Origin of the sequence: Gardnerella sp. DNF00038 (genome assembly GCF_049262855.1) — a bacterium.
Taxonomy (GTDB): Bacteria; Actinomycetota; Actinomycetes; order Actinomycetales; family Bifidobacteriaceae; genus Bifidobacterium; species Bifidobacterium vaginale.
Genome location: NZ_CP058407.1, coordinates 175,594 through 199,969, shown reverse-complemented (window position 1 = coordinate 199,969; position 24,376 = coordinate 175,594). Strand labels below are relative to the sequence as shown.

Genomic DNA, 24,376 nt, shown 5'->3' with positions numbered 1-24,376 from the left:
GTGTAGTCGCATATTTAACGTGGCTTAAAACGTGACTTAAAACGCAACTTTTGCGCTTACTGGATCGCAGCACTAATCGCAGCGTATTGCGATTCCACAAGCCTGTAATACGCACCTTTTTGCGCCATAAGCTGCTCATGGCTTCCGCGCTCCACGATTTGCCCATGGTCAATCACGCAAATCAAATCCGCATTCTCTATTGTAGAAAGCCTGTGTGCAATTACAAAAGAAGTGCGATTTTTAAGCAATTGAGCTAATCCTGCTTGCAACGCCTCTTCTGTACGCGTATCTATATTGCTTGTTGCTTCGTCTAAAATTAGAATTCGCGGATTCGCAAGTAATACTCTGGCAAACGATATAAGCTGCCTTTGTCCTGCAGAAAGAGTGGCTCCTCGCTCCTCAATTTCCGTATCGTAGCCATTAGGCAATTCTTCAATAAACTCGTGCGCGTGAACTACGCGAGCCGCCGACTCAATCTCCTCGTCTGTTGCGTCAAGCTTGCCGTAGCGAATGTTTTCTTTAACAGTTCCGCTAAATATAAAGCTGTCTTGAAGCATAACGCCCATTTGCTTTCGCAAAGATGCTAACGTTATTGAGCGCACATCGTAGCCGTCAATTGTGATTGAGCCTTCGGAAACGTCGTAGAATCTAGAAAGCAGGCTTACAAGCGTTGTTTTACCCGCTCCAGTAGGACCTACAAGCGCAACCGTTGTTCCAGGCTCAATGTGCAAGTCAACTAAATTCAAAATCGGCTTTCCGTTCTCTTCGTAGCGGAACACAACGTCGTTTACGTCAACCCTGCCTTTAATTTGCGGCAATTCTTTTGCATCTGACTTATCTACAATATTTGGCTTAATGCTTAGCGTTTCAAAAATACGCTCCAAATACACTGAGCATGTTACGAGTTGCGTGTAGAAGTTACCAATGTTTACAACTGGCTCCCAAAAAGTACTCGAATACCACACAAATGCTATAAGCGTACCCGTGCTTATGTTCATACTACTTGCATTCATTATGCCAACGTAGTAAAGCAGCGAAATTGCTGCGCTTTCAATAATCGAAGCTCCTGGCCAAAGTAGCATTTGCACTCTAACGTTTCGCATCCACGCTTTTCTGACTCCCGACTGCTGATCTTGGAATGTAGCGTATTGTTCTGATTCGCGCGCAAAAGTTTGAGTGGTTTTTACGCCTGCGATTGATTCGTGCAAATATGCGTTAAGATTGCTTTGTTTATTCGACAATTTTTTAGACGCTTTTCGTTGCAAAATTTGCAAAGTGCGAGTCCAGATTATAAAAACCGGGAATAATACAAGGCTCCACAATGCCATTCGCCAATCTATAGCAAACATTGCGATCAGCGTAATGATTAGCACAAAAACATCGGAAAATACGTTGATTAAACCAGACGAAAGCGTGTCGGAAAGCGTATTAATGTAGTTTACTATGCGAATCAAAATCTTGCCGTGTGGGCGCGAATCAAAGTAATCAAACGACAACGATTGCACGTGCGTAAAAATATCTCGTCGCATATCTTTAATTATCATTTGACCAAGTCGCGTAATAGCAAGCGTTCTGTATGCCAAACCAAGCTCATATAGCACAATAAGCACGCCAAACAATGCAATAAGCGCATACAAATAAGAAACGTTTTTATTAGGCAAAACTACGTCTATAAGTGTTTTTGTAATCATTGGCGTTATTGTCATAATGCAACTTCCGCTAATAACAACTAAAACTATTTTTACTAATTGCCATGCGTACGGCTTTATGTATTTGCGAACGCGCATCAACTCGTGTAAATTTACGTGCTCTTCTTGGCTTTCATCTTCTTTATAAGTGTTGCGTTGCGCCATTCTACTCACCTTTAGCCTTGTCTAAATCTTCAAATCCCAAAGCTTTGCCCATTTGCATACCAAGCTGCTTTTTGTAGATTTCCCAATATCTTCCATGCGACGCCACAAGATGCTCATGCGTTCCGCGTTCTACGATTTTGCCGTGATCTAGCACAATAATCATGTCTGCGTCTTTAACAGACGAGATTCTGTGCGCAATTGTGATTACTGTGCGAGAACCATCTAACTTTTTTAGTTCTTTTTGAATATGCTCCTCAGTTTCCATGTCTACTGCAGAAGTTGTATCGTCCATAATCAAGATTGCAGGATTATTAGCTAACGCGCGAGCAAGACTTAAACGCTGCTTTTGACCGCCCGAAAGACCAACTCCTCGCTCGCCTACTACAGTTTCGTAGCCTTCTGGCATATTCATAATAAAATCGTCTGCATCTGCGATTCTTGCCATGCGCCTAATCGTGTTATCTAATTCTTTGCAATTTTCCTCGTTTTGAGGCAACCCAAAGCCAATATTTCCTGCAATCGTATCGGAAAACAGGAATGTTTCTTGCGCAACTATGCTAACTTGATTTCTAACAATTTCTAGAGGCCATTCGCGCACGTCTTTTCCATCAATTAAAACGCGGCCGAGCGTAGGATCATAGAATCTTGCTATAAGACTTACAAGCGTTGACTTTCCAGACCCCGTTTCCCCTAAGATTCCAAGCTTTGTTCCTGCTGGAACATCTAAATCAATATCGCTTAAAACTGGGGAATCAAGATCATCTGGGAACGCAAAATCAACGTGTTCAAAAGTTACATGGCCCTTTACCTTAACGTTTTTCTCGGAGGCAGATGGCAAATCAATATGCGATTCTTGCGTGAGAAGCTTACGAATATTTACGCATCCTGCGTTGAATCGCTGCCAATCGTTAATAAGCCACCCAACCATTCTTACTGGCATGTGGAGCATCCAAAGGAAGCTGTTAAACGTTACAAACGCACCTAAAGTCATGCTTCCATTAAGCACAAGCCATCCACCAAATCCTACTGTTACAAGCTCTAACGCAAAGCCCATGCCGTCAAGCCATGGCATGTATTTTTGTGTGTTTTTTGCAAGCGTAATATTGCGGTTAAAGTAGTCTTCGTTGCATTTATCGAATTTCTGTGTTTCAAAAGGCTCGCGCACAAAAGCTTTTACAACACGATTGCCTTCAATGTTTTCTTCTACCATTGAATTCATGCGTGCAAACGATTCGCGAATCGCAAGGAACTTTGGCCTAGCGTTCTTGCCCATAAGTCTTGCAAGCCAGAATAAAAATGGTGTAATTGCCATAAGCGCTAGAGCTAGCTGCCATTGGATTGAAAACATTATAACTAGCGCAAACACAAACATTACTAAGCAATCCAGCGCCATATAAGACACCCAGCTTAAAATGTGGCGAATCGCGTCCGTATCCGAAGTCATGCGGCTCATAATGTCGCCTGTGCGCGTGTGATTAAAGTATGTAAAATCAAGCGAATGCAGCTTCTCGTACTCGTCGCTTACAAGGCGATACACGGCGTTTTGGCCAAATCTTTCCATTTGAAGCTGGTAGATATATCTTGAGCCTACGCGAATAATCATCATTGCAACCATTAGCACGCATACAAAAGCAAGCAAATCATGCTGTTTTCCAATAATGACTTTGTCTACAATAAAGCCCGAAAGCAGCGGCATTGTCATTGCCATTGTGTCGTTTATAGTAAAAAGAACTAGCGATACGCCTACTCTCCACATATCTGGCTTACAATATTGCAAAACCCAGCGCACATTACTCGCGTCTTTGCGTTTACTTGGATTTACATACATGCGCTAGATTCTCCCTTATTTTTGACTTCGCGATTTATTTTTTATTAAGTTTTATTAAGTTTATACTATTTTTCTGAGTTTATTTTTGCGCGACTATTTTTTACGCGATTATTTTCTGCGTAACTACGCACGCGATTACAGCAAAAGCATGTGGCGTGCAGCCAAAGACCACACGCCACATGCTATAAGTTAAGCAATCAGCTTAGTAAACTTGCGCGAGTTATCGCTACAAATTTACTCACTTCTGCCAACCAATGTTTTCAACAAAAACGTTAGCATATCCAGCAGGACCGCCGTTAGCGAAGCCCTTCTTGTATGCCTGATAGGTTGGAGGAGCAGAAACTGGAAGCGTACCATACTCGGCGAAAGCCATGGACTCAGCCTTGTTGGCCAATGCAGTCTGTTCCTTGTAATCGTAAGTCTTACCAACCTTGGCGAGCAGGGCATCAATCTTCTTGTTGCCAGTGCCAGTAAAGTTGGAATCGCTCTTAGAACCGTAGACCTGGGAAGCGGATCCCACGAAGCTCAATGGGGATTGGGAAACCCAAGCCATTGGAAGCACCTGGAAGTCGAAGGAGCTTACAGTCTTAGAGAACTTAGAAGCAGGCTTGTTTACAGTCTTGCACTTCATGCCAGCCTTCTTCATCATGGCCTGGAATGCGTTAGCAAGAGCTGCCTGAGTAGAGTCATCGCCGAAGAAGGTAAATGTGAACTGAACGGTCTTACCATTCTTAGCGTAGTAACCGTCTTTGCCCATCTTGTAGCCAGCGGCCTCAAGAGTCTTCTTAGCGTTTTCTACGTTGAACTTACCATCAGCTGGGAGGTTGTTCTTGTAGCCAGCCTGGAACATGGAGAGAAGCTCCGAACCTGGCTGCTCGCTCTTCCAGCTCATACCCTGGAACTGAATCTTGTTGTAGGTGGCAACGTCGAATGCCTGGACAACGGCCTTACGCACGGCCTTGTCTTTGAATGCGCCAGCCTTTGCGTTTAAGTTAATAACACGAATCTTGGTGCTGTAGCCGTAACGGAGCTGAGCGCCCTTAACGCTACGAGCAGCCTTAACCTTATCCTTGGTGGAGATGGAATCCACGGAATCGATTTCGCCGTTCTGGAAGGCGTTCATTGCAGCGGTATCTTCCATACGCTTTACAACAACCTTGTCAAGCTTTGCCTTCTTGCCCCACCACTTTGGATTGCGCACGAAAACAACCTGATCTTCGGTTGCGGACTGAATCTCGAATGGACCTGCACCCCACTCGTTGTGAGGATTATTTACCCAACCCTGGTTGAATACGGTTGGATCGGTTGCCTTTGGATGAACCAATGGAGCGAAAAGCAATTCCCAAGTTGCGCATGGCTTATTGTACTTAACGATTACTTGCTTAGGATTTGCGCCCTGCTCAACGGACTCAATGCAGTCATAGCCCTCGTGAGATGGTACAGAGTAGGCTTCGTTCTGGCCATTCATAACTTCCCAAGTAGCCTTGAAAGCAGTGTAATCGATGTCTGTACCATCGTTCCACTTAGCCTTTGGGTTCAAATCGTACTGAACTACGAGTGGCTTGTCGCTAACCTTCTTAACAGAAGTAATGTAATCAGGGTTGTACTTAACCTTCTCGCCCTTAACGGTATCGTAATAAAGAAGCGATGGCTGGTAGAAGCCCCACAAAGTGCTCATATACGCGGTGTTACCGTCGTTAGAAGCGTAGTTCCAGTTTGGACCCATGTCAGAAAGCGAGAACGTGTAAGTACCGCCATCCTTAACATTGTCACGAGGCTGTGGATTGTCATAGCGCTTGTCAACCTTAGGCATTGGAAGAGCGCCAGTGTAGGAAGTATCCACACCTGCGGCTGGCTCTTCGGTCATACCGCCCTTGGCCTTATCTGCTGTAGTAGCAGTTGTGCCACCGCAAGCGCCGAGTAGCATTGCAACAGAAAGTGCAGCTGCGGCGAATACAGTTAATTTGCCTGCATTAGTTTTTTTCATGATTCCTCTCATTCCCCAGAAATGATGTCCGCTTTCTGGTATGTGTGTAGAGTATATCTAATCTTTTGACATTTTGTGTTACGACTTTTTTAACAAATACTGAATTTAAGCTTTTGTTACTTAAGATTTAATCCATAAAAAAGAAAATTAAATACATAAAACAGTCAAACAGAAAATTTTTTAGTTTATTTTAATTAAAAAACAAAATATATTACTTTTTTTAGAATTTATGTGCCTGTAACAAAAAATCGCGTGTGTCTTGCATAACACACGCGATCAAAATTGCCCTAAACAAAAAGTTTAGGCGTATTCACAAAAGATTAGAATCAGACGCTTGCAACGTCATCAAACGAATCTTCTTCATTGAGAATAATACGCTTACGATTCTTCTCAATCGCAGGATCTGGAATTGGCACAGCACTAATCAAAGCCTTAGTGTACGGATGCTTAGGATTATCAAACACCTCATCCGTTTCGCCAGATTCAACAATGCGTCCGTGGTACATAACAGCAATTCTGCTAGAAATATGACGAACAACCGCCATATTGTGAGCCACAAACAAGTAAGCAACACCCAACTTGTCTTGCAAATCTTCAAGCAAGTTAATAATTCCAGCCTGAATAGAAACATCCAAGGCAGAAACAGGCTCATCAAGAAGAAGCAGCTTAGGGTTTACAGCCAAAGCGCGAGCAATAGCAATACGCTGACGCTGGCCACCAGAGAACTGCGTTGGGAAGCGATCAACCTGATCTGGATTCAGCTCAACAAGCTGCATAAGCTCCGCAATACGCTGACGAATCTCTTCCTTAGACTTCTTTTGAACATGAAGAGGCTCTGCCAAAATATCGTAAACAAGCATACGAGGATCAAGAGAGCTCATAGGATCCTGGAACACGTATTGAATCTTAGAACGAAGCTCGCGACGCTGCTCTTTAGTCAACTTATCGTTAAGCTCGGTGCCAAAAACTGTAATAGAGCCAGCTTCTGGCTTCTTTAAACTCATGATTTCCATCAAAGTAGTTGACTTACCAGAACCAGATTCGCCAACAAGAGCTACAGTTTCGCCTTCGCGAATCTCAAGGTCAATACCATCAACAGCGCGAACTTCGCCAACCTTGCGTCTCAAGAAACCGCCACCTGTAATTGGGAACGTTTTAACCAATCCCTTAACATCCAAAACAACCTTGCGATCCTCGCGAGGAATGCCCTCAAACATTGGCTTAATCGTTTTTTCGGTTTCCGCATGAAGCAGCGCGCGAACAGTTTCGCTTTCTGCTTCCAGACCCATCATGTCGCTAGTATCTCCACTCTTTTCTTCTGCCATCAACATATCCATTGTTGGCTTAGAGATTGGAGTTAAGCGACGAGTACGCTTTTGATCAACGCGCGGAACAGCGCCAAGCAAGCCGATTGTGTATGGCTGAGTTGGGTGAGCAAAAATCTCCTCAACGCTATTATGCTCAACCAAATGACCCGCATACATAACAATAACTTCGTCTGCAACGCCAGCAATAACACCCAAATCGTGAGTAATGAAGATCATCGCTGCGCCAGTTTCTTTCTGCGCTTTCTTCAAAACATCCAAAACCTGAGCCTGAATAGTAACATCCAAAGCGGTAGTAGGCTCATCAGCAATAATAATATCTGGGTTATTCGCGATTGCCATAGCAATCATAACGCGCTGACGCATACCGCCAGAAAATTCGTGAGGGAAAGACTTTAAGCGCTCAGCTGGCTTAGTGATACCAACCAAGTTAAGCAATTCAATAGAGCGCTCACGAATCTGTTCTTCGGTCATATCTGGATTATGAATAACCAAAGCTTCCTTAAGCTGATCTCCAATAGAAAACACTGGAGTTAAAGCAGAAAGAGGATCCTGGAATACCATAGCAATATTCTTGCCACGAATCTTACTCATCTCTGCATCAGACTTCGTTAACAGCTCTTCGCCCTTATAAACAACAGAACCCTTAACAGACGCGTTCTTATCCAGCAAGCCCATAACAGCAAGGGAAGTAACCGACTTACCAGATCCAGATTCACCTACAATACCAATGGTTTTTCCGCGGTACAAATCAAAATTCATATTGCGTACTGCATGAACCGTACCAGCTTCCGAAGCAAAGCTAACTTGCAAATTGCGTACAGAAAGAAGTGGTTCGTTGTTCTGATTTTCCATCACAGAATCTTCCTTAATTGCGTCATTCACCATATCAGTCATGTTTAAACCTCCAACAAGCCTTACTCGGCCTTACCAACAGACCTAGAATATGGATCAATCGCATCGCGAAGACCATCGCCAATAAGCTGAACAGAGAAAGTCAAAATAACCAAAACCGCAGAAGGAACCAAAAGAACCCAAGGAGAGGTCATAACGCTACTTTGACCAACATTAAGAAGAGTACCCAAAGAAGTATCTGGAGCCTTGATACCAAGACCCAAGAAGCTCAATGCGGTTTCGCCGTTGATTGCACCAATAACACCGAGAACTGTATTAATAATCAATACAGAACCAAGATTTGGAACAAGGTGGCGAACAATAATGCGGAACGAAGAAACACCTTCAAACTTGGCTGCGCGCACATATTCACGCTCGCGCAAACTCAAAGTCAAAGTTCTAAGCGTACGAGCATAACCAATCCAACCAAAGGAAGTCATACCAAATGCAAGCCAAAGCCAATCATTGCCACCAGTCGCGGAGCTAACAATCAAAGCAATAAGCAAGAAGGATGGAACAATCAAAAGCATGTCCAAAACCCACATGCCAACTTGCTCAAACCAACCCTCAAAGTAAGAAATAGCAGTACCAACCAAAGCAGCAATAATTGTAATAGAAATGGAGCTTACAATACCAATAGAAAGCGAGCGACCAAGTCCGCGAACAACCATTGCATACATGTCAGAACCGCCAGGCGTTGTGCCAAGCCAATGCTCTGCGCTAGGAGGAGTTGCAAGAGCCGTAAAATCAGGCTCATCGTAGCCCCACTTACTAATCTTAGATCCAAACAACGCAAGAAGAATCAAGAACACAAGCAAAACCAAGCCAACGACGGCAGATGGTCGCCTAAAGAAACGACGCGTATAAAGCGTAATCTTGCCAGTGCGCTTAAAATTACCCCAAGAATTAGCAGTCGCCTTCTTGTCTGCAGCAGACTCTTGAAGGTTTGAAGATACATCTTTTTTACTCATATCAATAACACCTACACTGTTCTGCAATTAGTTCAAGCGAATACGTGGATCAAGCCAAGCAGAGAAGATATCTGCCAGCAAAGCTCCAGCCAAAGTACACACAGCTCCGAATGCAGCAATAGCAACAGAACCATTAATGTCATTATTAGAAATTGTTTGCACAAAATAGCTACCCAAACCGTTAATTGCGAACACGGTCTCAGTAATCACAGCACCCGTGAACACACCTGCAATAGAGAAGGCGACGTCCACAGCTGTAGGAATCAAAGAAGTACGCAAAGCATGGCGACGAATAGCAATGTTCAAAGGCAATCCCTTAGCACGAGCAGTGCGAACATAATCAGCATTCATAGTGTCAAGCAAATAAGTGCGCTGCGTAAGATGGTATCCAACCATGCCAGGAACAGTCATAACAATTGTCGGCAAAATCAAATGCTGTAAGAAGTCAAGAACAAAAGCAATAGGGTTAGAACCTTGATAAGAATGCAATCCCGTAACAAAGAATAAACGAGAGCCAGCAGCATTGTTAACGCTAATTGCAGCTAACACAATAAGCAATCCAAACACAGCAGCTGGAACAACAAGCAAGAACGTAGCAATAGAGTTAAGAACCCTGTCTTGCCACTTATATTGACGAATAGCAGTATAAACGCCAACACTAACACCGAAAACAATACCAAGAACAGTTGCGCAAGTAACTAATTGGACAGACGCACCAATACGAGCCGCAATCGCAGGACCAACAGGAGCCTGCTCTGGGCTTAATCCCCAATCCCAACGAGTAAGAACGCCAGTAATCCAACGCAAATATCTCGTAATAACTGGAGTTTGGTCGTTAATGTTCGCCAAATCCAAAGAACGGTTAATCGAAGGAATTGGTGGATGCGGATGCCTAGACATATAATTCGATCGCGGATCCATAAAAGCACTTGCCAAGAAATACGTCATGGATACGGAGACAAACAGCATCACAACATAATTCAGGCATCGTTTAACGATGTATCGTATCATTGTGACTCTTTTCTACGTCTAACCATTGTTACCTCCATCTGGTAACTGCAAGCCTAAAGCTTGCACACTGCCATCGTTTGCTATACCCAGTTGCAAAAGCAAATCAAAAGCATACTCAAGGCACACTTAAGTAAGCCCTCATAAATGGGACATGTAATTAGTATATTTTTAGCTAACCTATGTACATTGCTTAAAATAAACATGCAATAATACGGAATAAATATCAATTATCACAAAAATTAATACACAAAATCAACAAAACATCAGAATATTTAACGGAATTATTTAAATTTTACGAAAATTAGTTTCGTAAATAGTAATAAAAGTGTAAATACAATAACATTTCGTACTAACAAAACACATTGCAATTAGTTTTACTAGTATCCTATTAAAAAAGCACAAATCACGCAAAACGCTACTCGTGCATTGAACACGCTACAATAACGCTTATTCGCTTATTTTCAACCTAACAACAAAAGGAGATATATGTCTGAAAACGTAAAAGCCGTTACCATAGACAACGTGCGCGAATATTCCAAGCATTTTAACGAACAGCGAGCAAATCGAGTAGCCGCAAACGCTTCCGTAGCAAGCGGCGTTCTTAAAGCTGCAACAAGCTATCAAGGACAACGCGCTTTACCACGCAACTTCTCCATAGAATTAAAACAAGGATCAATAACAAACCAACAGCACTCTGGACGTTGCTGGATGTTCGCTTCCCTTAACACTTTGCGTTACGAATTAATGCACAAGTGGAATTTAGACGACTTCGAGTTTTCCGAAAGCTACCTGTTCTTCTGGGACAAGATTGAAAAGGCAAATGCGTACTTGGAAAACGTGTTGGCAACATTAGACGAAACCCTAGATAGTCGAGTCTTTGAAAACATTAACTACGGTCCGATCGACGACGGCGGATGGTGGCAAATGTTCGTTAACTTGGTAAACAAGTACGGACTCGTACCAAAAAGCGCATACCCAGATTCACAGAATGCTATTGACTCAGATGCATTCGTACAATACATAAATACCAAGTTGCGTGAATTCGCGGCTGAATTGCGCGAAGCACACAAGAACGGTACTTCCATAGAAGAGTTGCGCGAAATGAAAATCCGCGACCTTGAAACCGTATACCGTATGACAGCTATCGCACTTGGCGAGCCACCAGAGCGTTTCGACTTCATTGCACGTACTAAAGATGACGACGATAAGAAAGACGAAAAGGACGACAAAAAGAACGAAGCCAAAGAAGACGATAAGAAGGACGATAAGCCAAAGACTGGCAAAGACGATCGTCCAATGATTCGCGAATATGGAATAACACCACTAGAATTCGCAAAGAAATACGTTCCAATTGACGTAAACGACTTTGTGAGCTTGTGCAACTCCCCAATGGAACACACTCCGTTCAACAAGCTCTACCAGCTTAAATACACCACAAACGTTGCTGAGACGAAGGAAATGGAGTTTGCAAACGTTGCGCTAGAAGTATTCCGAAAAGCAGCTGTCGATCAGCTAAAAGACGGACACCCAATTTGGTTTGCTTGCGATTGCACGCAATTCTCGCTAAGGCAAGATGGGTTCTTTGACCCAGCAGTTGTGCGCGTAGACGAGCTATTCGATGTAGAGTTTACATTCGACAAAGCTAAAGGTTTGGAATATATGGATTGCCCAGGCAACCACGCAATGACCTTTACTGGCGTAAACCTTAACAAAGATGGTGAGCCAGACCGCTGGAAGATTGAAAACAGCTGGGGTAAAGATAACGGCGAAGACGGATACTATGTCGGCTCCGCACAGTGGTTTGACCGCTACGTTACAGAAATCATTATTAACAAGAAGTATCTTGATGAAGCAACGCGAGCAATATTGGATCAGGAGCCTGTAATGCTTGATCCGTGGATTCCACTTACAAAGCGCTGCCGCTAAACTTGATTTAGCACAAGCTGATTTACAAACGCAGATTGCAACGCAGTCTGCGTTTTTTTGACCCAGATTCGTTACATTTGTCTCGCTCGTGAGTCATTTGTAACGTTTTTTGACTGATTTTCGTTATATTTGCATCATTGATGAGATATTTGTAACGTTTTTTGACTTAATTTCGTTATATTTGTCTCGCTCGTGATGCAAATATAACGCTCGCGACATTCTCTGTTTACTGTTGCGCGAGGGCTGGGTAATTCTTGTCTCACAACGCTCTGCCTCTTACGTGTAGTCTGTTGTTGCGGTTGTTCCGATTTGGTTTTGATTTTGTTTTTGGGTTGAAGTTTGTTTGTAGTGGTTGATCATTTGGATTATTTGGTATCGGCTGCCGCTCTTATACTGTTCGACCAAGAATCACCCAGCCCTCTTACGTACTTGAACAATTGCGTATTGCTTGATCACCGAGATTCTCGATTTTTCTTGCTCTCTCGGCGAGTCACCATTTCATGCTGAGGCTCGCCTCGCTAGCTGCGAAAAATCTCGAATCTCCACCACACTTGGCAGAAATAAAGGAACAAATGGTAGGGTAAGCGGCGAACAGTTAAAAAAGATAAAAAGAAGCCCGGTGGGAAAGAGAAGACCCACCGGGGCAGAGAGAAAGAGAGAAGAAGGTTTCAGTTATGGGGTTCGCGAACGAACCTCACTGATGGATAACCATCAGCAATACTCATTATAACCACACTTTTCTCGCAAAACACGCATATAACCTAAAAATTTCCTTAAAAAATTTTTTAAATCCTGATAGTCAACCTATTTTTTGTTACATGCATCACTATAACTTAAAATTTTTCGTTTAATCACTTAGATTCTAGTGATTTTTTAGCTGCAGCCAATCTTTCTTCGTCAGCTTTACGACGAGCGGCAAGCGCAGATTCAAAACGCTCAAGCTCCTCATCAATAGCCTCTTTAGGAATTTTGGCAAAAATCGGAGTTGGCTTAGCGACAGGCGTACCAGTCACTAATTCCTCACTCTCCCACGGGTGAACAGTTTCTCCAAGACGATAGTCGCCAGTAATAATCGGATACTTAAAATCTGGATTATCTAAGTCAGTCACCTCTTCAATTCTTGGCAGAGGAGAGAACACACCCGTACCACCAAGAGCTTCCCACACTTTTTGCGCAGAATGTGGCAAGAATGGAGCAAGTAAATGATTAGCATCAGAGACAGCTTGAGCTGCAACGTGCAAAACAGTACCAAGACGTGCTTCATCATCTTTAATCTTCCAAGGCTCAGTTGCAGAAATGTACTTGTTGATATCCGACACAACACGCATTGCCTCGTTAAGCGCATTCTTCTGATGATGACGTTCAATCAAACCACCAACAATCTCAAAAGCATTAGAGGTTTGATCGAGCAAAGCGCGATCCATATCTGTCATTGAATTTTCATCCAGAGCAGGAATCTCTCCGAAATTCTTATGAATCAAATTAGCGACACGATTTACCAAATTACCCCAGCTGGCAGCAAGCTCTTCGTTATTATGACGAACAAATTCTGCCCAAGTAAAGTCGGCATCAGAATTTTCAGGACCAGCAATAGAAATGTAGTAACGCACAGCATCCACAGGATAACGCTCCAAAATATCCTTCACGTAAATCACAATTCCACGCGAAGAACTGAACTTCTTGCCTTCCATAGTCATAAACTCAGAAGCAACAACTTGCTCAGGCATATTCAACGGGCCATAAACTCCAGCCTCGCCACCCTTAGAGCCAGCGCCATTATATGCAAGCATTTCTGAAGGCCAAATCTGAGAATGGAAGGTGATGTTATCTTTGCCCATAAAGTAATAGCCAGGAGACTTAGGGTCACACCACCAATCGCGCCAAGCATCCGGCTTACCTTGACGGCGTGCCCATTCAATAGATGCAGACAAGTAGCCAATAACAGCGTCAAACCACACGTACAGGCGCTTATTCGGGTTATCAACCCATCCTTCTACAGGAACAGGAATACCCCAGTCAATATCACGAGTTATAGCTCGAGGCTTAACTTCCTTAAATAATCCAATCGAGAAGTTAATAACATTTGTACGCCAACCATCCCTTGAATTAAGCCAGCTTAAATTAGCATCAGCTAAAGCAGGCAAATCGAGGAAGTAATGCTCTGTTTCTTCAAATCGCGGAGTTTCGCCGTTAATCTTGGATACAGGATTAATAAGCTCATCTGGATCAAGCTCATTACCGCAAGCATCGCACTGGTCGCCTCTAGCTCCATCCGCGCCGCAAAGTGGGCATGTGCCCTCAATGTAGCGATCTGGAAGAGTACGACCTGTAGAAGGCGAAATCGCAACCTTTTGAGTACCCTTATAAATGTAGCCGTTCTTTAAGCACTGACGGAACATCTCTTGAACAACGTGCTCATGATTTGCTGTAGTCGTGCGCGTAAACAAATCGTAGCTTAAACCCAAATCGCACAAATCTTTAGTAATCACGCGATTATAGCGGTTAGCAAGCTCCTGAGCACTAACGCCTTCTTTATCTGCCTCAACTAAAATCGGCGTGCCATGTTCGTCTGTACCAGAAACCATAAGCACGTCATTGCCCTTCATACGCTCATAACGCGCATACACGTCTGAAGGAACACCAAATCCTGCAACGTGACCAATATGACGAGGGCCATTTGCGTAAGGCCATGCAACATTCACCAAAATATGACTCATAGCCAAATATTATCTTGTTCAGCGAGGACACCTTAATAAAAAACATATACACATATGCACATTTTTTAATGTAAAAATGCTTAAAAATCCACTTTTACACATTTCGCAAAAATCTTATGGACAACATGAACAAACGTATCTATTCTGTCTAAAACCATATGTCTAAAAAATTATTCCCAATCATTATGTCTAACAAGAAAGGAGGGATTATGAATAACGAAGCAGAAATTATTGCAAACAAAACTATTAACAATTCGACTAATACTACAAGTAAATACACATGCAAAACAACCGATAAGCGAACAAATAAAAGAACAGATAAACCCACAATCAAGCCAATCGCTAAAAATTTAAAAAAGACTTCAAGACAGACTTCAAAAAGCAGAAACTATGATGCGAATAAATACAGTACGACTAAAGATATAGCTCAAGAAACAAAAATAATTCTTGAAAATTACGACAATAAAAATCAACACATTGACATTAGTAAAAATCTTCCAACCTTACTAGACACAACGCATCTGCCAGGACCATTGTGCATGAAGAAATTATCTAAATTCGGAGCTTTTGAACGATTGTCAATAAGAAGCGGATTTGCACATTCCACTGCAAAGTCCATTGAGGGGCGGTGCAAAATACTCAAAAAGCTAATACCACGAGACTCTGCAGCATGCATGTTTACAGCATCATGGATTTGGCTTGGAGGAACAATTCCAAACATATTAGACGTTATCTCTGGCAGCCATTATCGCGTAGTACCACATGACCATCCATTACGAGTATTCAGACGAAAATTGTTGAAGAGAGAACAAAAGGTGATTAAAGATTTGCGCATAACATCTCCTGCTCGAACAATCTGCGACATAGCATTAACACCGTCTAAAAATATTTACGACGAGATACGCAAAAAAGACACAATTTTCAATCTGATTCAAGAATATGGCACAAGCTTTAAAGAATGCGAAAAAATCATAAATAGCAACCCACATTTTCCAGGAGCGCAAAAAGCAAAAGATTGGCTAAAAAACGTTATAGAACAGGAAGATATTTTTTATGAATATTAATATTGAACATTTAAATCAAGTACAAGAAAATACAGAAAATTTCCATAAAACACAAACAAAAGATCTACCACCAAAACCGCCAATCATTCTCACAGAGCAAGTAGCATGCTGTGAAAATACAGACAAAGAAATACTTTGGCACATAGCGAGAAACATTCCGCACTTACGAAAATGGGTTATAGCAAACCCAGCCGCTGACGCAAAAATACTGGAGTATATTTCACAGAAAGGCGGTCCAGATGTTAAGCATAGCTTAGACGTACTTTTAGAAAGCTACGATTACGCGAAACAGATTTCATGACTTGATGTTTAAACAAGCAGCATAAACTTCTTTACGATTCGCAAAAGAACCGTCTGAAAGAGGATTTTGTGAAACAATACGCGTTATAGCATCTTTAATACGCAAACCCTCATTTTGCGAAAGATCGTAAGACATTTGCGCAAGCTGTTCAACGCTCAAATCAATGTTTCGCTGCTTGATTTCTTCATCGCTAGCTCCCGCAATCACAAGAACAATTTCTCCGCGCGGAGGGTCGTTTTCTACGCTTTTGCATATTTGAGAGATTGTTCCTCGCCTTATTTCCTCAAAATCCTTTGTAAGCTCGCGACATAACGCCATTTTGCGATCTGCGCCAAAAACTGCAAGAAGATCTTCCATTGACTCCGCAATTCTGTGCGGCGCCTCATAAAAAACGATTGTTCGCCGCTCTGAAAGAAGCGAGCGCAAATGCTGCTGTCTGTCTCCAGATTTACGCGGCAAAAAACCTTCGTAGCAAAAACGGTCTGTTGGCAAGCCAGAAAGCGCTAGAGCATCTAGTACGGCACTCGGCCCAGGAGCGCAAGTAACAGGCAAATCGCGCTCTATTGCACGGCGAACGATCGCAAGCCCTGGGTCGTTAATCGTAGGCATACCAGCGTCGGAAACAACAAGAACGGTATTGCCTTGCTCAACCTTATCCAGCAAGCCATCTGCCTTGTTGTGCTCATTGTGATCATGATATGCAATAACTTGCCCAGAAACATGCACGCCAAGGCGATTTGCAAGATCGTAAAGCCTGCGCGTGTCTTCCGCTGCAACAATATCCGCGGTTTCTAGAAGATTAATCAAGCGCGATGAAGCATCTCCCATATTGCCAATAGGAGTGGCTGCAAGAACAACTTTACCTAAATTATCTTCTTCATTACGCATCTTAAATCTCCTTATAAAACCTCTTAAGACTCTACACGAATTTATAAAATAACGCACTTAAAAAATAAGATATTTGATTAGAATTATGCTTAGTAATTGCGCTTAGTAATTATGCTTAACATGAATTGCAAATAAGCAAAACGAAAAGAGATACCATGAAGATTATAGAACGCCAAATTAAAGGCATTGACGGTAGCAACGCGCTTCTTACTGGATATGTTTTAGATGACAACTTAGATAGCGAAGGGGATCAAACACGCCCAGCAGTGCTGATTTTGCCAGGCGGCGGATTCTTGCGCGTTTCTAATCGCGAAGCAGAACCTGTTGCTATGAAGTTTGCTGCTGCTGGATTCCACGCATTTGTTCTGCGCTATTCTCTTGTGCCTAGTGCACACCCGACTCAGCTTTTGGAAGCAGCACAAGCTATGCAATTGATTCGCGATAATGCAAAAGAATGGCATGTAAATGCGCAAAAAGTGGCGATTATTGGATTCTCTGCAGGAGGTCATGTAGCCGCAAATCTTGCGACTAGCGTTAGCGACGATGTTGAAGAAGCAAATGGATACAACGCAAATGGCGTTCGACCAAACGCTCTTATGCTTGCTTACCCAGTGATTTCCGCTGGCGAATACGCGCATAAGCCAACTTTCGACCGTCTTTTTGGAAGCGTAGATTCTAACACTCGCGCGCAACTCGTTGAACAGCTTTCGCTTGAAAACCACGTTGATTCTAAGACTCCACCTGTGTTCGTTTGGCAAACGATTACAGACCAAACGGTTCCAATTCAAAACTCTATTATGTTTATTAATGCTTGTGTTAAAGCTGGCGTAAGCGTGGAAGCACATTTGTTCCCTAAGGGTCCGCACGGCTTGGCTTTGGCTGTTAAAGAAACTGCTAAGCGCGATGAAAATGGCGCAGTGATTCCTGAGTTTGTACAACCAGAAGTTCAGCAGTGGATTGATCTTGCTTGCGATTGGCTTCGTCGCACATTTGCGTGCTAATCGACCTGTCTTCGAGCTTAGAGCGTAGCGCGGTTCCATTGCTTGGTATTGCGCGAGGTTTGAGTATTTCTCTCCTCGCAACTCCCGTCGCTACGCTCCTCTTTTATTGCTCGTATAGAAATACATCAAACCTTCTGAATATCTAAAACTTTTGCGTATCTTTCATCACCGAGATTCTCGATTTTTCTTCTTCATTCGATGAATCACCATTTCATGCTGAGGTTCATCTCATTCAGTGCGAAAAATCTCGAATCTCCACCTCACTTGCGCGACGACCTGCCCGAGATTGTACGTGATTTAGGTCAAATTTGGTACAAACTCGGGAAAACAATTCCGCTTTTTGTAGCTCTAATCAGCGTGTCTAACTACAAAAAACGGAAATAGTTGAGAAAAATCACACGATTTTTGGCATTGGAGTTGTTAGTGAAGTCGTAAGGTTGACTTGAACAACCCCAGCTCCAGCGTGAACTTCTACTTTCTTTAAAGTTACAGTGCGAGAATCTTCAGGCGCGTGATCGTCATCAGTCATGGTTGCTGGCGACTTTACAGCAACAAGAGCCAAGCTATCAAAATCAACACCAGCCTTATTGCACAAATCCTGCGCTTCCTTCAACGAATCAGCAAAACCTGCTTTGTCGATTACGCGCTCAGCAGGCACACCATACGCCTCGGAGCAAAGCAGATTAATGCGCTCGCGAAGCGACTTTCCTCGCCTACTTTCTGGAACTTTCGTTTCAGCATCAGCGGTAATCACAGACACAAAATCGTCTAGCTGATCCGCCAAGCCATCTCCGCCATCTCGGAAAAGATTACCAACAATCGGCTTACGGAATCCCAAAGTCTTAGCTTGCTCAAGCAAATCTGGAACTTGTCCATCTTCCCCTTCCCACAAATTAATCAGAGGGAAAGTAGGAATATCAAGCGACTCAAGGCGCGAAACGTGGAACGGGTAACGCCACGCAAGCGTTTCGTCATCTCGCCAAGTAGTTGCACGAGTAACAACAACCGCAGCAGCAGGCCACTTTGCGCCAAATTCGCGAGCAGCAATATCTAGCCACTTTTGCGCACCAGCATCCGTGCCATAGCCTGCTTCCACAACAACAACATCGTGCAACGCACAAGCCATTTCAACGCTTACAAGGCTTGGAATACCAAGAGATACGTTGGCAAATGGCCCGCAATGAACATAAATCGGAGAACCATTAATCGTCTCAGTTTTTGCAGGCTTTACAGCATCGGCAAGAATATTTGTGATTCGCCACAAGTCAACAAAATCGCCAAATTTAACAGGATTCCCATCTTTTGTGCCAGCAATCATGGCAGCAACGCGATTTGCGATTTCTTCCATGCTTCTCGAAAGCACTACAATTTGCATAAGCTCACAAGTTGGCGTTAACACAACGCGCTCCGCAACCGTGCTCTTGCCAAAGTCAACAGCAATACTACGCAAAGATCTTGAAGGTACTTCACTTACGCGCGGCACTAAAATCGTGTCTAAAATACCCTCGTCAATCGCTTTTTCTGCAAAAGAAACAAGCAAATTCTGCGCACATTCAATGGCAGCCATTTCTCCGCACAATCCCCAATCGATTAGCTCAGGGTGCGAAAGTGAGGACTTTCCGCCGCCGCTAGCGCCGCCTTTTGAACCCGCTGCAGTAATGCCCATGCTTGGCTGGCGCAAAACAGCCGCCGCATCTACCCCGCGTTCGCGCAACGCGTCTACCAGCGCAATAGTGGTAGTTGTTTTGCCTTCTCCTCTAGAAGCCTTAAGAGGAGTATCAGCTGTAACGAGTAGCACTTTACCGTGCTTTTTTTGCTCACTTGGATTCTTCTTTAAATAATCCATAAATCCGAAGGCGTCTATTTTTTTAACTAATCCAAATTGCGTAGTAAACGAATCAAGAATGCTCATATTCCCCACTTTCATAAGCAAAAAGCCTAGTAGATGCCCAATAGTGTTCAATAACAAACGTTCAATAACAGATGCCCAATAAACGCTCAATAGTAAACGCGCATAGCTAATGTAAATGAACAATTTTTATACTATACGATTGCATGGGCGTGGTATAGCAATATTACATTAAAACTATGCGCGTTATCACTAATGTCTATAACAGCTTGCGATCAGTGATCGGAACGATTAAAACCATTCTTCATACGCATGCTAGTTATGTACAGCACTGTGTCAAGCAAAGAATCTGTTTCTTTCTTCAACTTTGCTGCCATATCGTCGTTCGCTTCAGCCAAAGCTTCACGCACTTTGTCGTTACGAAGCTCTGCAATAATTGCTTCAGGATCGCGAACTAAATCATCGTAATCTTCGCCTTCATTACCTTCACGTTCTGGTTCGTAATCCTTCAAAGAAACGCCAAGAAGATCTGCCGCAGCAGCATCCGTAGACTTAACCATTGCGTGACCAAGGGAACCGACAACTTCTTGGTAACGCTCAATCGCGTTTGCAGTGTCGTTAAATGCGGCATCCGCAAGAGCTGCAATAATGCGATTCTCCCAATAGAAGTTTTCGCTTGTTACGCGAGTAGTCGTATCTTCCAAATACTTTGGAGTTTCGTTTACATTTGGATAGAACGGCACAAGCGCATTAAATGGGTTAGAGCCGTACGCCATCCACTGAATTGTGCGGAACGCTTCTGGCACGTAAGGGCGGATTTGCATAACAGCCAGCTGACTTTGACGATTGATGCCGATTGGACGGAAAAGATGACGAGTATGCTCATCGCCAAGCTTGCCGTAAGGATCGTACTCAGTGCCCTGATAGTGCGAGCTAAGCACGTACTTAACGTCTTCAACCGTCACTTTGCGCTCAGGCTGGCGCGCCCACGGAATATCGTTGCTATCTGGCTTGTGATCTGCGTCTTTACCATCCCACACTTCGTCATAAGGATTCAAGAAACGCTCCATAAACCACGCGCGAGGAGTGTTGTACACGTGATCGGCATCTGAATGAGAGCCGAAAGCATCTCGAGGATTAAATGGCGAAGCGTTTTCTACCGACAAATCTAAGTGGTTTTCTTCAATAAACTCAAGCAAATCAGCCGAGCACATGTGCTCTTCTTGGTCTCCCAAAGCGTCTTCCAAATCGAACTCGTCGATTCCAAGCTGGTTTGGCATAACAACATACGCCTCGTCTGGCACGCGCTTAGCAATCCAGTGGTGTCCGCCAACAGTTTCCATCCACCAAATCTCGTTTACATCCGAGAATGCAACGCCGTTCATCTCGTAAGTGCCGTACTTTTCTAGCAGAGCGCCCAAACGCTCAACGCCTTCGCGAGCGCTACGAATATAAGGCAAAACAAGCGTTAAGAAGTCTTCTTCGCCAATTCCTCCTGGCACTTCTGACTTATAATCAGCGTCGCCTTCCTTACCTTGCGCTTTTTGAAGCTCCACCATTGGGTCTGCGCCCAGCACGCGCTCGTTGGATGTAAGCGTTTCGGTTGCGCTCATTGCCACGTTTGCTTCGTTAACGCCAGCTTCTCCCCAAATTCCTTCGCGCAAGTCTGCGTTTGGAACGCTTGTGTATTGCATTGGATTATCTGGAAGCTCTACTGTTACGTGGCTAAGCACGGACTTATAAACGCGAGGCTGGTCTTGCGGCTTTACTACCACTAAACGCTTTGGATTAAACTCGCCATTTGCTGAGTCTTCGTTACGCGCGATAAGCGTGGATCCGTCGTAGCTCGCTTTGCGTCCTACTAAAATTGTTGTGCATGCCATATTTGCATCCTCATTTTTCTAATTTTTGATTATTTTGGTTATTTGATTATTTTTGATTATTTTGTTTGTTTAGATTAGTTTGATTGGTTTTGCTTATTTTTGACTATTTTACGCACGCATATATAGTCGTAAGCTGCTTGCGACTAATCCGCACGAAGTCATATAAAGCCTAAATCCTAAATTCTAAGCTTTTCCTCGCAAATATAATCCGTTAACGTCTACATACGAATCGTAATGCCTGATTTCATTCATCATTTCGTTAAGATAGAAGCCTTCTTTAAGATTTGGAAGAGGCTTTTGCGTGCCGAACACTTCTAGCATGTAGTCGTGATCCTTGTCTGGCGGCTGCGGGCCATTGTAGCGCATTGTAATTGCAGGGTCCGTGCAACCCACAAATCGGCTAGCTTGCGAGTTTCGCCCTTGTACAACTTCTGGAATCATGGTTGGCATTGTGCGCGAAAAGTCTTGCGGAATTTGCAAAGCGCGCGAGTCATTAAAGTCAAACATAAGCGCTTCCACTGGAACATTTGCCACAACCCAATGAATCCACTGAAATCCGCACACTGGTATAGTGTCGTCGTCTACAAATCGCCAATGCAAGTAGTGCACAAAATCCGGCAACTTGTCTACATAAAATGGAAAAGACACGACTGGAACGCCGTTAATCTTGTTTTCTTCCGGCGCAGCTTTTGCAAAGTTGTCTGGAATAGTGGTGAAATCTGTAGAAATATTCATAATTTAAGTATCTACTACCGCTGTGACTATGCGCGACGACCTACCTTTTCGCTTGAGAATCGTAGCGCGAAAAGGTAATTCGGAGCGCTGAGCTTGCTTAAGGTTGAAAGCACGGTGTGCTTTCAACGCAAGCGAAGACGTTCGCGCGCTTAGACCGCGCGAACGTAGAAACACCCAGCCCTCATACAACAATACCAAGCAAAGATGCTAGCGCGTTACAGCTCACAGAAAAGTGCTTCAAAAACAAGCGTTGCGTTTCCATTGCCAGCAAGCCGCTTTTTAGCAACCGCAAGCGCGTCCAGGCATTTAAGCGCGCGCTCTGCTGTATTCTTTTTAGAAAGCTGCATAATTTCTGCTTTAAATTCTTGATTCACAAGTGGCGTTTGTAATTGCGCATTGTTTAGCACAACAAGCACATCTCTGTACACGCTGCAAATCGCATCTATTGCGCGGTTTAAAACGTCTCTGCTTACGCGAGTGACTTTGCGCTTAACATCGTCTTTTTTGCCAATCGCATTGTATGCGCTACGAATTTTAGGTGGGATTTTATCTGTTGGCTTAATGCCATTTATGCGCAAAAACTCGCTTTGCTCAGCTTCAACAGACTTTTGCACTTCGTCTTCTGCCTGACTTTTAGCATCTTCGATTAGCGTTTGTGCAAGCATAATAGCATCTATTGCGCTGCTAAGACGCAAAACGCCTGCAACAAGCTCTTCTCTTCTGCTTCTAGCACTCTCGCTTGTAGCGTAGAGCATTGCTAAATCAACGTTTCCTTGAGCTATGCGAGCCACGCTCGCCGCCGTTTTTGCATCAATGTGTGCGCTTTGTTGCACGTATTCTTGCACATCTTGGTCGCTTGGTTGAGCCAAATTCACTATTTGAGACCTAGAACGAATTGTTGGCAAAACATCTGCCGCGCTTGCCGCGCAAAGAATCCATATTGTGCGAGGTGCTGGCTCTTCGATTTCTTTTAGCAAAACGTTTGTTGTGCGCTCAAGCATGCGCCCAACGTCTTCGATTATTATGATTCGCCACGGTGCAACACTTGGCATTTGCTCGGATATTGATACGAGTTCGCGCACTTCGTCAATGCTTACTGTAACTTTGTCCGTGCTTAAAATGTTTACGTCTGGGCTTGTTCCAGCTAATACTTCACTTGCGATTTTATCTGTGTTTATTTGAGTGTTTATTTGAGTGGCGGAGTTTTCGGCGGCGCGGTTGCTTGCGATTTTTCCACTCGATTGCAATGCCGCTGCAAACGCTCTTGCCACTTTTGCACACCCGAATCCAGTAGATCCGCAAATAAGCCATGATTGCGCGATTTTGCTTGAATCGCCTTGCGCTACTTTTTTAAGGCGTTCAACAACTTGCGCTTGACCAACTACCGATTCCCAAACGTCCATTGCTAAAATCCTATAGTCCTAAAATCCTAAAATCCTTGATTTTCTGGGGCTTCTGGCGATTTTTTGTCACCTATTCCAGCATTATCCATCAACTTGCACATGTCTTTAGCAATCAACTTCGATAAGTCGCAAGCTGGCAAAGTGGCGTCTAAAACGCAAAATCTTTGCACATTTTGTTTAGCAAGATCTAAGAACGCTTCACGCGTGCGGCGCGCAAAATCAAGCCCTGCACTTTCCATGCGATCCGCCTGCCCATGCAATCGCACAGCAGCATCTTTCTCGCTCATATCTAGCAAATACGTGCGATCTGGCCAAAGGCAATTAGACGCCCACTCGCTTAAATCACGCACGTCTTGCATAGTGAGCTCACGCCCCCCAGACTGATACGCTAGCGATGAGTCAATGTAACGGTCCGTTATAACCACCGCACCGCGCCGCAAGGCTGGGATGATGATTTGCGCAGCATGTTGAGCGCGATCCGCAGCAAACAGAAGCGCCTCGGTGCGCGCAGAAATCGCTCCGCCGTGTAGAAGAATGTTGCGCAACTGTTCGCCCAACGGTGTTCCGCCAGGCTCTCTCGTTACAACAACCTCAAGTCCGCGTGCTTGCAAAAAATCACGCAAAGCCTCAACTTGCGTGGTTTTCCCAACGCCGTCTATACCTTCAAAAGATATAAAAAGACCTTTGTTTAAACCGCTAAGCCCGCTGTTTTTAAGACCTATAGCCATTTTTGCATACCT

General features: G+C 43.8%; 17 protein-coding genes. 4 read left to right on the top strand and 13 right to left on the bottom strand.

The window, feature by feature from the left end:
- Window positions 1–56 precede the first annotated feature (56 nt).
- The 6 genes from HXT19_RS00750 to HXT19_RS00725 form a co-directional block, all read right to left on the bottom strand.
- Entirely contained in the window at window positions 57–1,853 is a 1,797-nt protein-coding gene (locus tag HXT19_RS00750) for an ABC transporter ATP-binding protein (RefSeq protein WP_101891985.1), read from the bottom strand.
- 1 nt (window position 1,854) lies between these two features.
- The gene (locus HXT19_RS00745) at window positions 1,855–3,681 is read right to left on the bottom strand and encodes an ABC transporter ATP-binding protein (protein ID WP_422119708.1); all 1,827 of its coding nucleotides are present in this window, start codon (window positions 3,679–3,681) and stop codon (window positions 1,855–1,857) included.
- 238 nt (window positions 3,682–3,919) lie between these two features.
- Entirely contained in the window at window positions 3,920–5,668 is a 1,749-nt protein-coding gene (locus HXT19_RS00740; RefSeq protein WP_422119707.1) for an ABC transporter family substrate-binding protein, read from the bottom strand.
- A 326-nt stretch (window positions 5,669–5,994) separates the two neighbouring features.
- Window positions 5,995–7,890 carry an ABC transporter ATP-binding protein gene (locus HXT19_RS00735; protein WP_020760736.1) on the bottom strand — a complete coding sequence of 632 codons (1,896 nt, stop codon included), beginning with the start codon at window positions 7,888–7,890 and terminating at the stop codon, window positions 5,995–5,997.
- Window positions 7,891–7,910: 20 nt separating this feature from the next.
- Entirely contained in the window at window positions 7,911–8,858 is a 948-nt protein-coding gene (locus HXT19_RS00730) for an ABC transporter permease (RefSeq protein WP_004113854.1), read from the bottom strand.
- Between the two features lie 27 nt (window positions 8,859–8,885).
- Window positions 8,886–9,869: an ABC transporter permease gene (locus tag HXT19_RS00725; RefSeq protein ID WP_004138444.1), complete on the bottom strand. Its 984-nt coding sequence runs from the start codon at window positions 9,867–9,869 to the stop codon at window positions 8,886–8,888.
- Window positions 9,870–10,355: 486 nt separating this feature from the next.
- Here HXT19_RS00725 and HXT19_RS00720 point away from each other — a divergent pair, with 486 nt between their 5' ends.
- The gene (locus HXT19_RS00720; RefSeq protein WP_004112753.1) at window positions 10,356–11,795 is read left to right on the top strand and encodes an aminopeptidase C; all 1,440 of its coding nucleotides are present in this window, start codon (window positions 10,356–10,358) and stop codon (window positions 11,793–11,795) included.
- A gap of 851 nt (window positions 11,796–12,646) precedes the next feature.
- Here HXT19_RS00720 and metG read toward each other — a convergent pair.
- Window positions 12,647–14,512, bottom strand: a complete 1,866-nt coding sequence (gene metG, locus HXT19_RS00715) for a methionine--tRNA ligase (RefSeq protein WP_421780383.1) — start codon at window positions 14,510–14,512, stop codon at window positions 12,647–12,649.
- Window positions 14,513–14,721: 209 nt separating this feature from the next.
- Between metG and HXT19_RS00710 the strand changes: the two genes are divergently transcribed.
- Both HXT19_RS00710 and HXT19_RS00705 read left to right on the top strand, forming a co-directional pair.
- Window positions 14,722–15,576: a hypothetical protein gene (locus tag HXT19_RS00710; RefSeq protein WP_032833861.1), complete on the top strand. Its 855-nt coding sequence runs from the start codon at window positions 14,722–14,724 to the stop codon at window positions 15,574–15,576.
- Complete coding sequence (locus tag HXT19_RS00705) at window positions 15,566–15,877, top strand: hypothetical protein (RefSeq protein ID WP_004113848.1); 312 nt, start codon at window positions 15,566–15,568, stop codon at window positions 15,875–15,877. The genes HXT19_RS00710 and HXT19_RS00705 overlap by 11 nt, the downstream gene beginning before the upstream one ends.
- Here HXT19_RS00705 and rsmI read toward each other — a convergent pair.
- Window positions 15,872–16,765 carry a 16S rRNA (cytidine(1402)-2'-O)-methyltransferase gene (rsmI, locus tag HXT19_RS00700; protein ID WP_009994267.1) on the bottom strand — a complete coding sequence of 298 codons (894 nt, stop codon included), beginning with the start codon at window positions 16,763–16,765 and terminating at the stop codon, window positions 15,872–15,874. The two genes, HXT19_RS00705 and rsmI, sit on opposite strands and share 6 nt — an antisense overlap.
- Before the next feature lie 155 nt (window positions 16,766–16,920).
- Between rsmI and HXT19_RS00695 the strand changes: the two genes are divergently transcribed.
- Complete coding sequence (locus HXT19_RS00695) at window positions 16,921–17,766, top strand: alpha/beta hydrolase (protein ID WP_048731022.1); 846 nt, start codon at window positions 16,921–16,923, stop codon at window positions 17,764–17,766.
- Window positions 17,767–18,160: 394 nt separating this feature from the next.
- Here HXT19_RS00695 and HXT19_RS00690 read toward each other — a convergent pair whose 3' ends face one another.
- The 5 genes from HXT19_RS00690 to tmk form a co-directional block, all read right to left on the bottom strand.
- Entirely contained in the window at window positions 18,161–19,678 is a 1,518-nt protein-coding gene (locus HXT19_RS00690) for a formate--tetrahydrofolate ligase (RefSeq protein ID WP_248912274.1), read from the bottom strand.
- 212 nt (window positions 19,679–19,890) lie between these two features.
- On the bottom strand, window positions 19,891–21,498 hold the full coding sequence (locus HXT19_RS00685; RefSeq protein ID WP_116437953.1) for a C69 family dipeptidase: 1,608 nt from the start codon (window positions 21,496–21,498) through the stop codon (window positions 19,891–19,893).
- A 183-nt stretch (window positions 21,499–21,681) separates the two neighbouring features.
- Entirely contained in the window at window positions 21,682–22,233 is a 552-nt protein-coding gene (locus HXT19_RS00680; protein ID WP_422119706.1) for a YbhB/YbcL family Raf kinase inhibitor-like protein, read from the bottom strand.
- Between the two features lie 215 nt (window positions 22,234–22,448).
- Complete coding sequence (locus HXT19_RS00675) at window positions 22,449–23,636, bottom strand: DNA polymerase III subunit delta' (protein ID WP_422119705.1); 1,188 nt, start codon at window positions 23,634–23,636, stop codon at window positions 22,449–22,451.
- A 26-nt stretch (window positions 23,637–23,662) separates the two neighbouring features.
- Window positions 23,663–24,364, bottom strand: a complete 702-nt coding sequence (gene tmk / locus HXT19_RS00670) for a dTMP kinase (protein ID WP_174160338.1) — start codon at window positions 24,362–24,364, stop codon at window positions 23,663–23,665.
- Window positions 24,365–24,376: the final 12 nt, after the last annotated feature.

Excerpts from the sequence above, each read along its gene's own strand:
- rsmI (WP_009994267.1), bottom strand. The coding sequence starts at position 16,765 with ATGCGTAATGAAGAAGATAATTTAGGTAAAGTTGTTCTTGCAGCCACT.
- HXT19_RS00750 (WP_101891985.1), bottom strand. The coding sequence starts at position 1,853 with ATGGCGCAACGCAACACTTATAAAGAAGATGAAAGCCAAGAAGAGCAC.
- tmk (WP_174160338.1), bottom strand. The coding sequence starts at position 24,364 with ATGGCTATAGGTCTTAAAAACAGCGGGCTTAGCGGTTTAAACAAAGGT.
- HXT19_RS00695 (WP_048731022.1), top strand. The coding sequence starts at position 16,921 with ATGAAGATTATAGAACGCCAAATTAAAGGCATTGACGGTAGCAACGCG.
- HXT19_RS00690 (WP_248912274.1), bottom strand. The coding sequence starts at position 19,678 with ATGAGCATTCTTGATTCGTTTACTACGCAATTTGGATTAGTTAAAAAA.
- metG (WP_421780383.1), bottom strand. The coding sequence starts at position 14,512 with ATGAGTCATATTTTGGTGAATGTTGCATGGCCTTACGCAAATGGCCCT.
- HXT19_RS00705 (WP_004113848.1), top strand. The coding sequence starts at position 15,566 with ATGAATATTAATATTGAACATTTAAATCAAGTACAAGAAAATACAGAA.
- HXT19_RS00675 (WP_422119705.1), bottom strand. The coding sequence starts at position 23,636 with ATGGACGTTTGGGAATCGGTAGTTGGTCAAGCGCAAGTTGTTGAACGC.
- HXT19_RS00735 (WP_020760736.1), bottom strand. The coding sequence starts at position 7,890 with ATGACTGATATGGTGAATGACGCAATTAAGGAAGATTCTGTGATGGAA.
- HXT19_RS00710 (WP_032833861.1), top strand. The coding sequence starts at position 14,722 with ATGAATAACGAAGCAGAAATTATTGCAAACAAAACTATTAACAATTCG.
- HXT19_RS00720 (WP_004112753.1), top strand. The coding sequence starts at position 10,356 with ATGTCTGAAAACGTAAAAGCCGTTACCATAGACAACGTGCGCGAATAT.
- HXT19_RS00745 (WP_422119708.1), bottom strand. The coding sequence starts at position 3,681 with ATGTATGTAAATCCAAGTAAACGCAAAGACGCGAGTAATGTGCGCTGG.
- HXT19_RS00730 (WP_004113854.1), bottom strand. The coding sequence starts at position 8,858 with ATGAGTAAAAAAGATGTATCTTCAAACCTTCAAGAGTCTGCTGCAGAC.
- HXT19_RS00680 (WP_422119706.1), bottom strand. The coding sequence starts at position 22,233 with ATGAATATTTCTACAGATTTCACCACTATTCCAGACAACTTTGCAAAA.
- HXT19_RS00740 (WP_422119707.1), bottom strand. The coding sequence starts at position 5,668 with ATGAAAAAAACTAATGCAGGCAAATTAACTGTATTCGCCGCAGCTGCA.
- HXT19_RS00685 (WP_116437953.1), bottom strand. The coding sequence starts at position 21,498 with ATGGCATGCACAACAATTTTAGTAGGACGCAAAGCGAGCTACGACGGA.
- HXT19_RS00725 (WP_004138444.1), bottom strand. The coding sequence starts at position 9,869 with ATGATACGATACATCGTTAAACGATGCCTGAATTATGTTGTGATGCTG.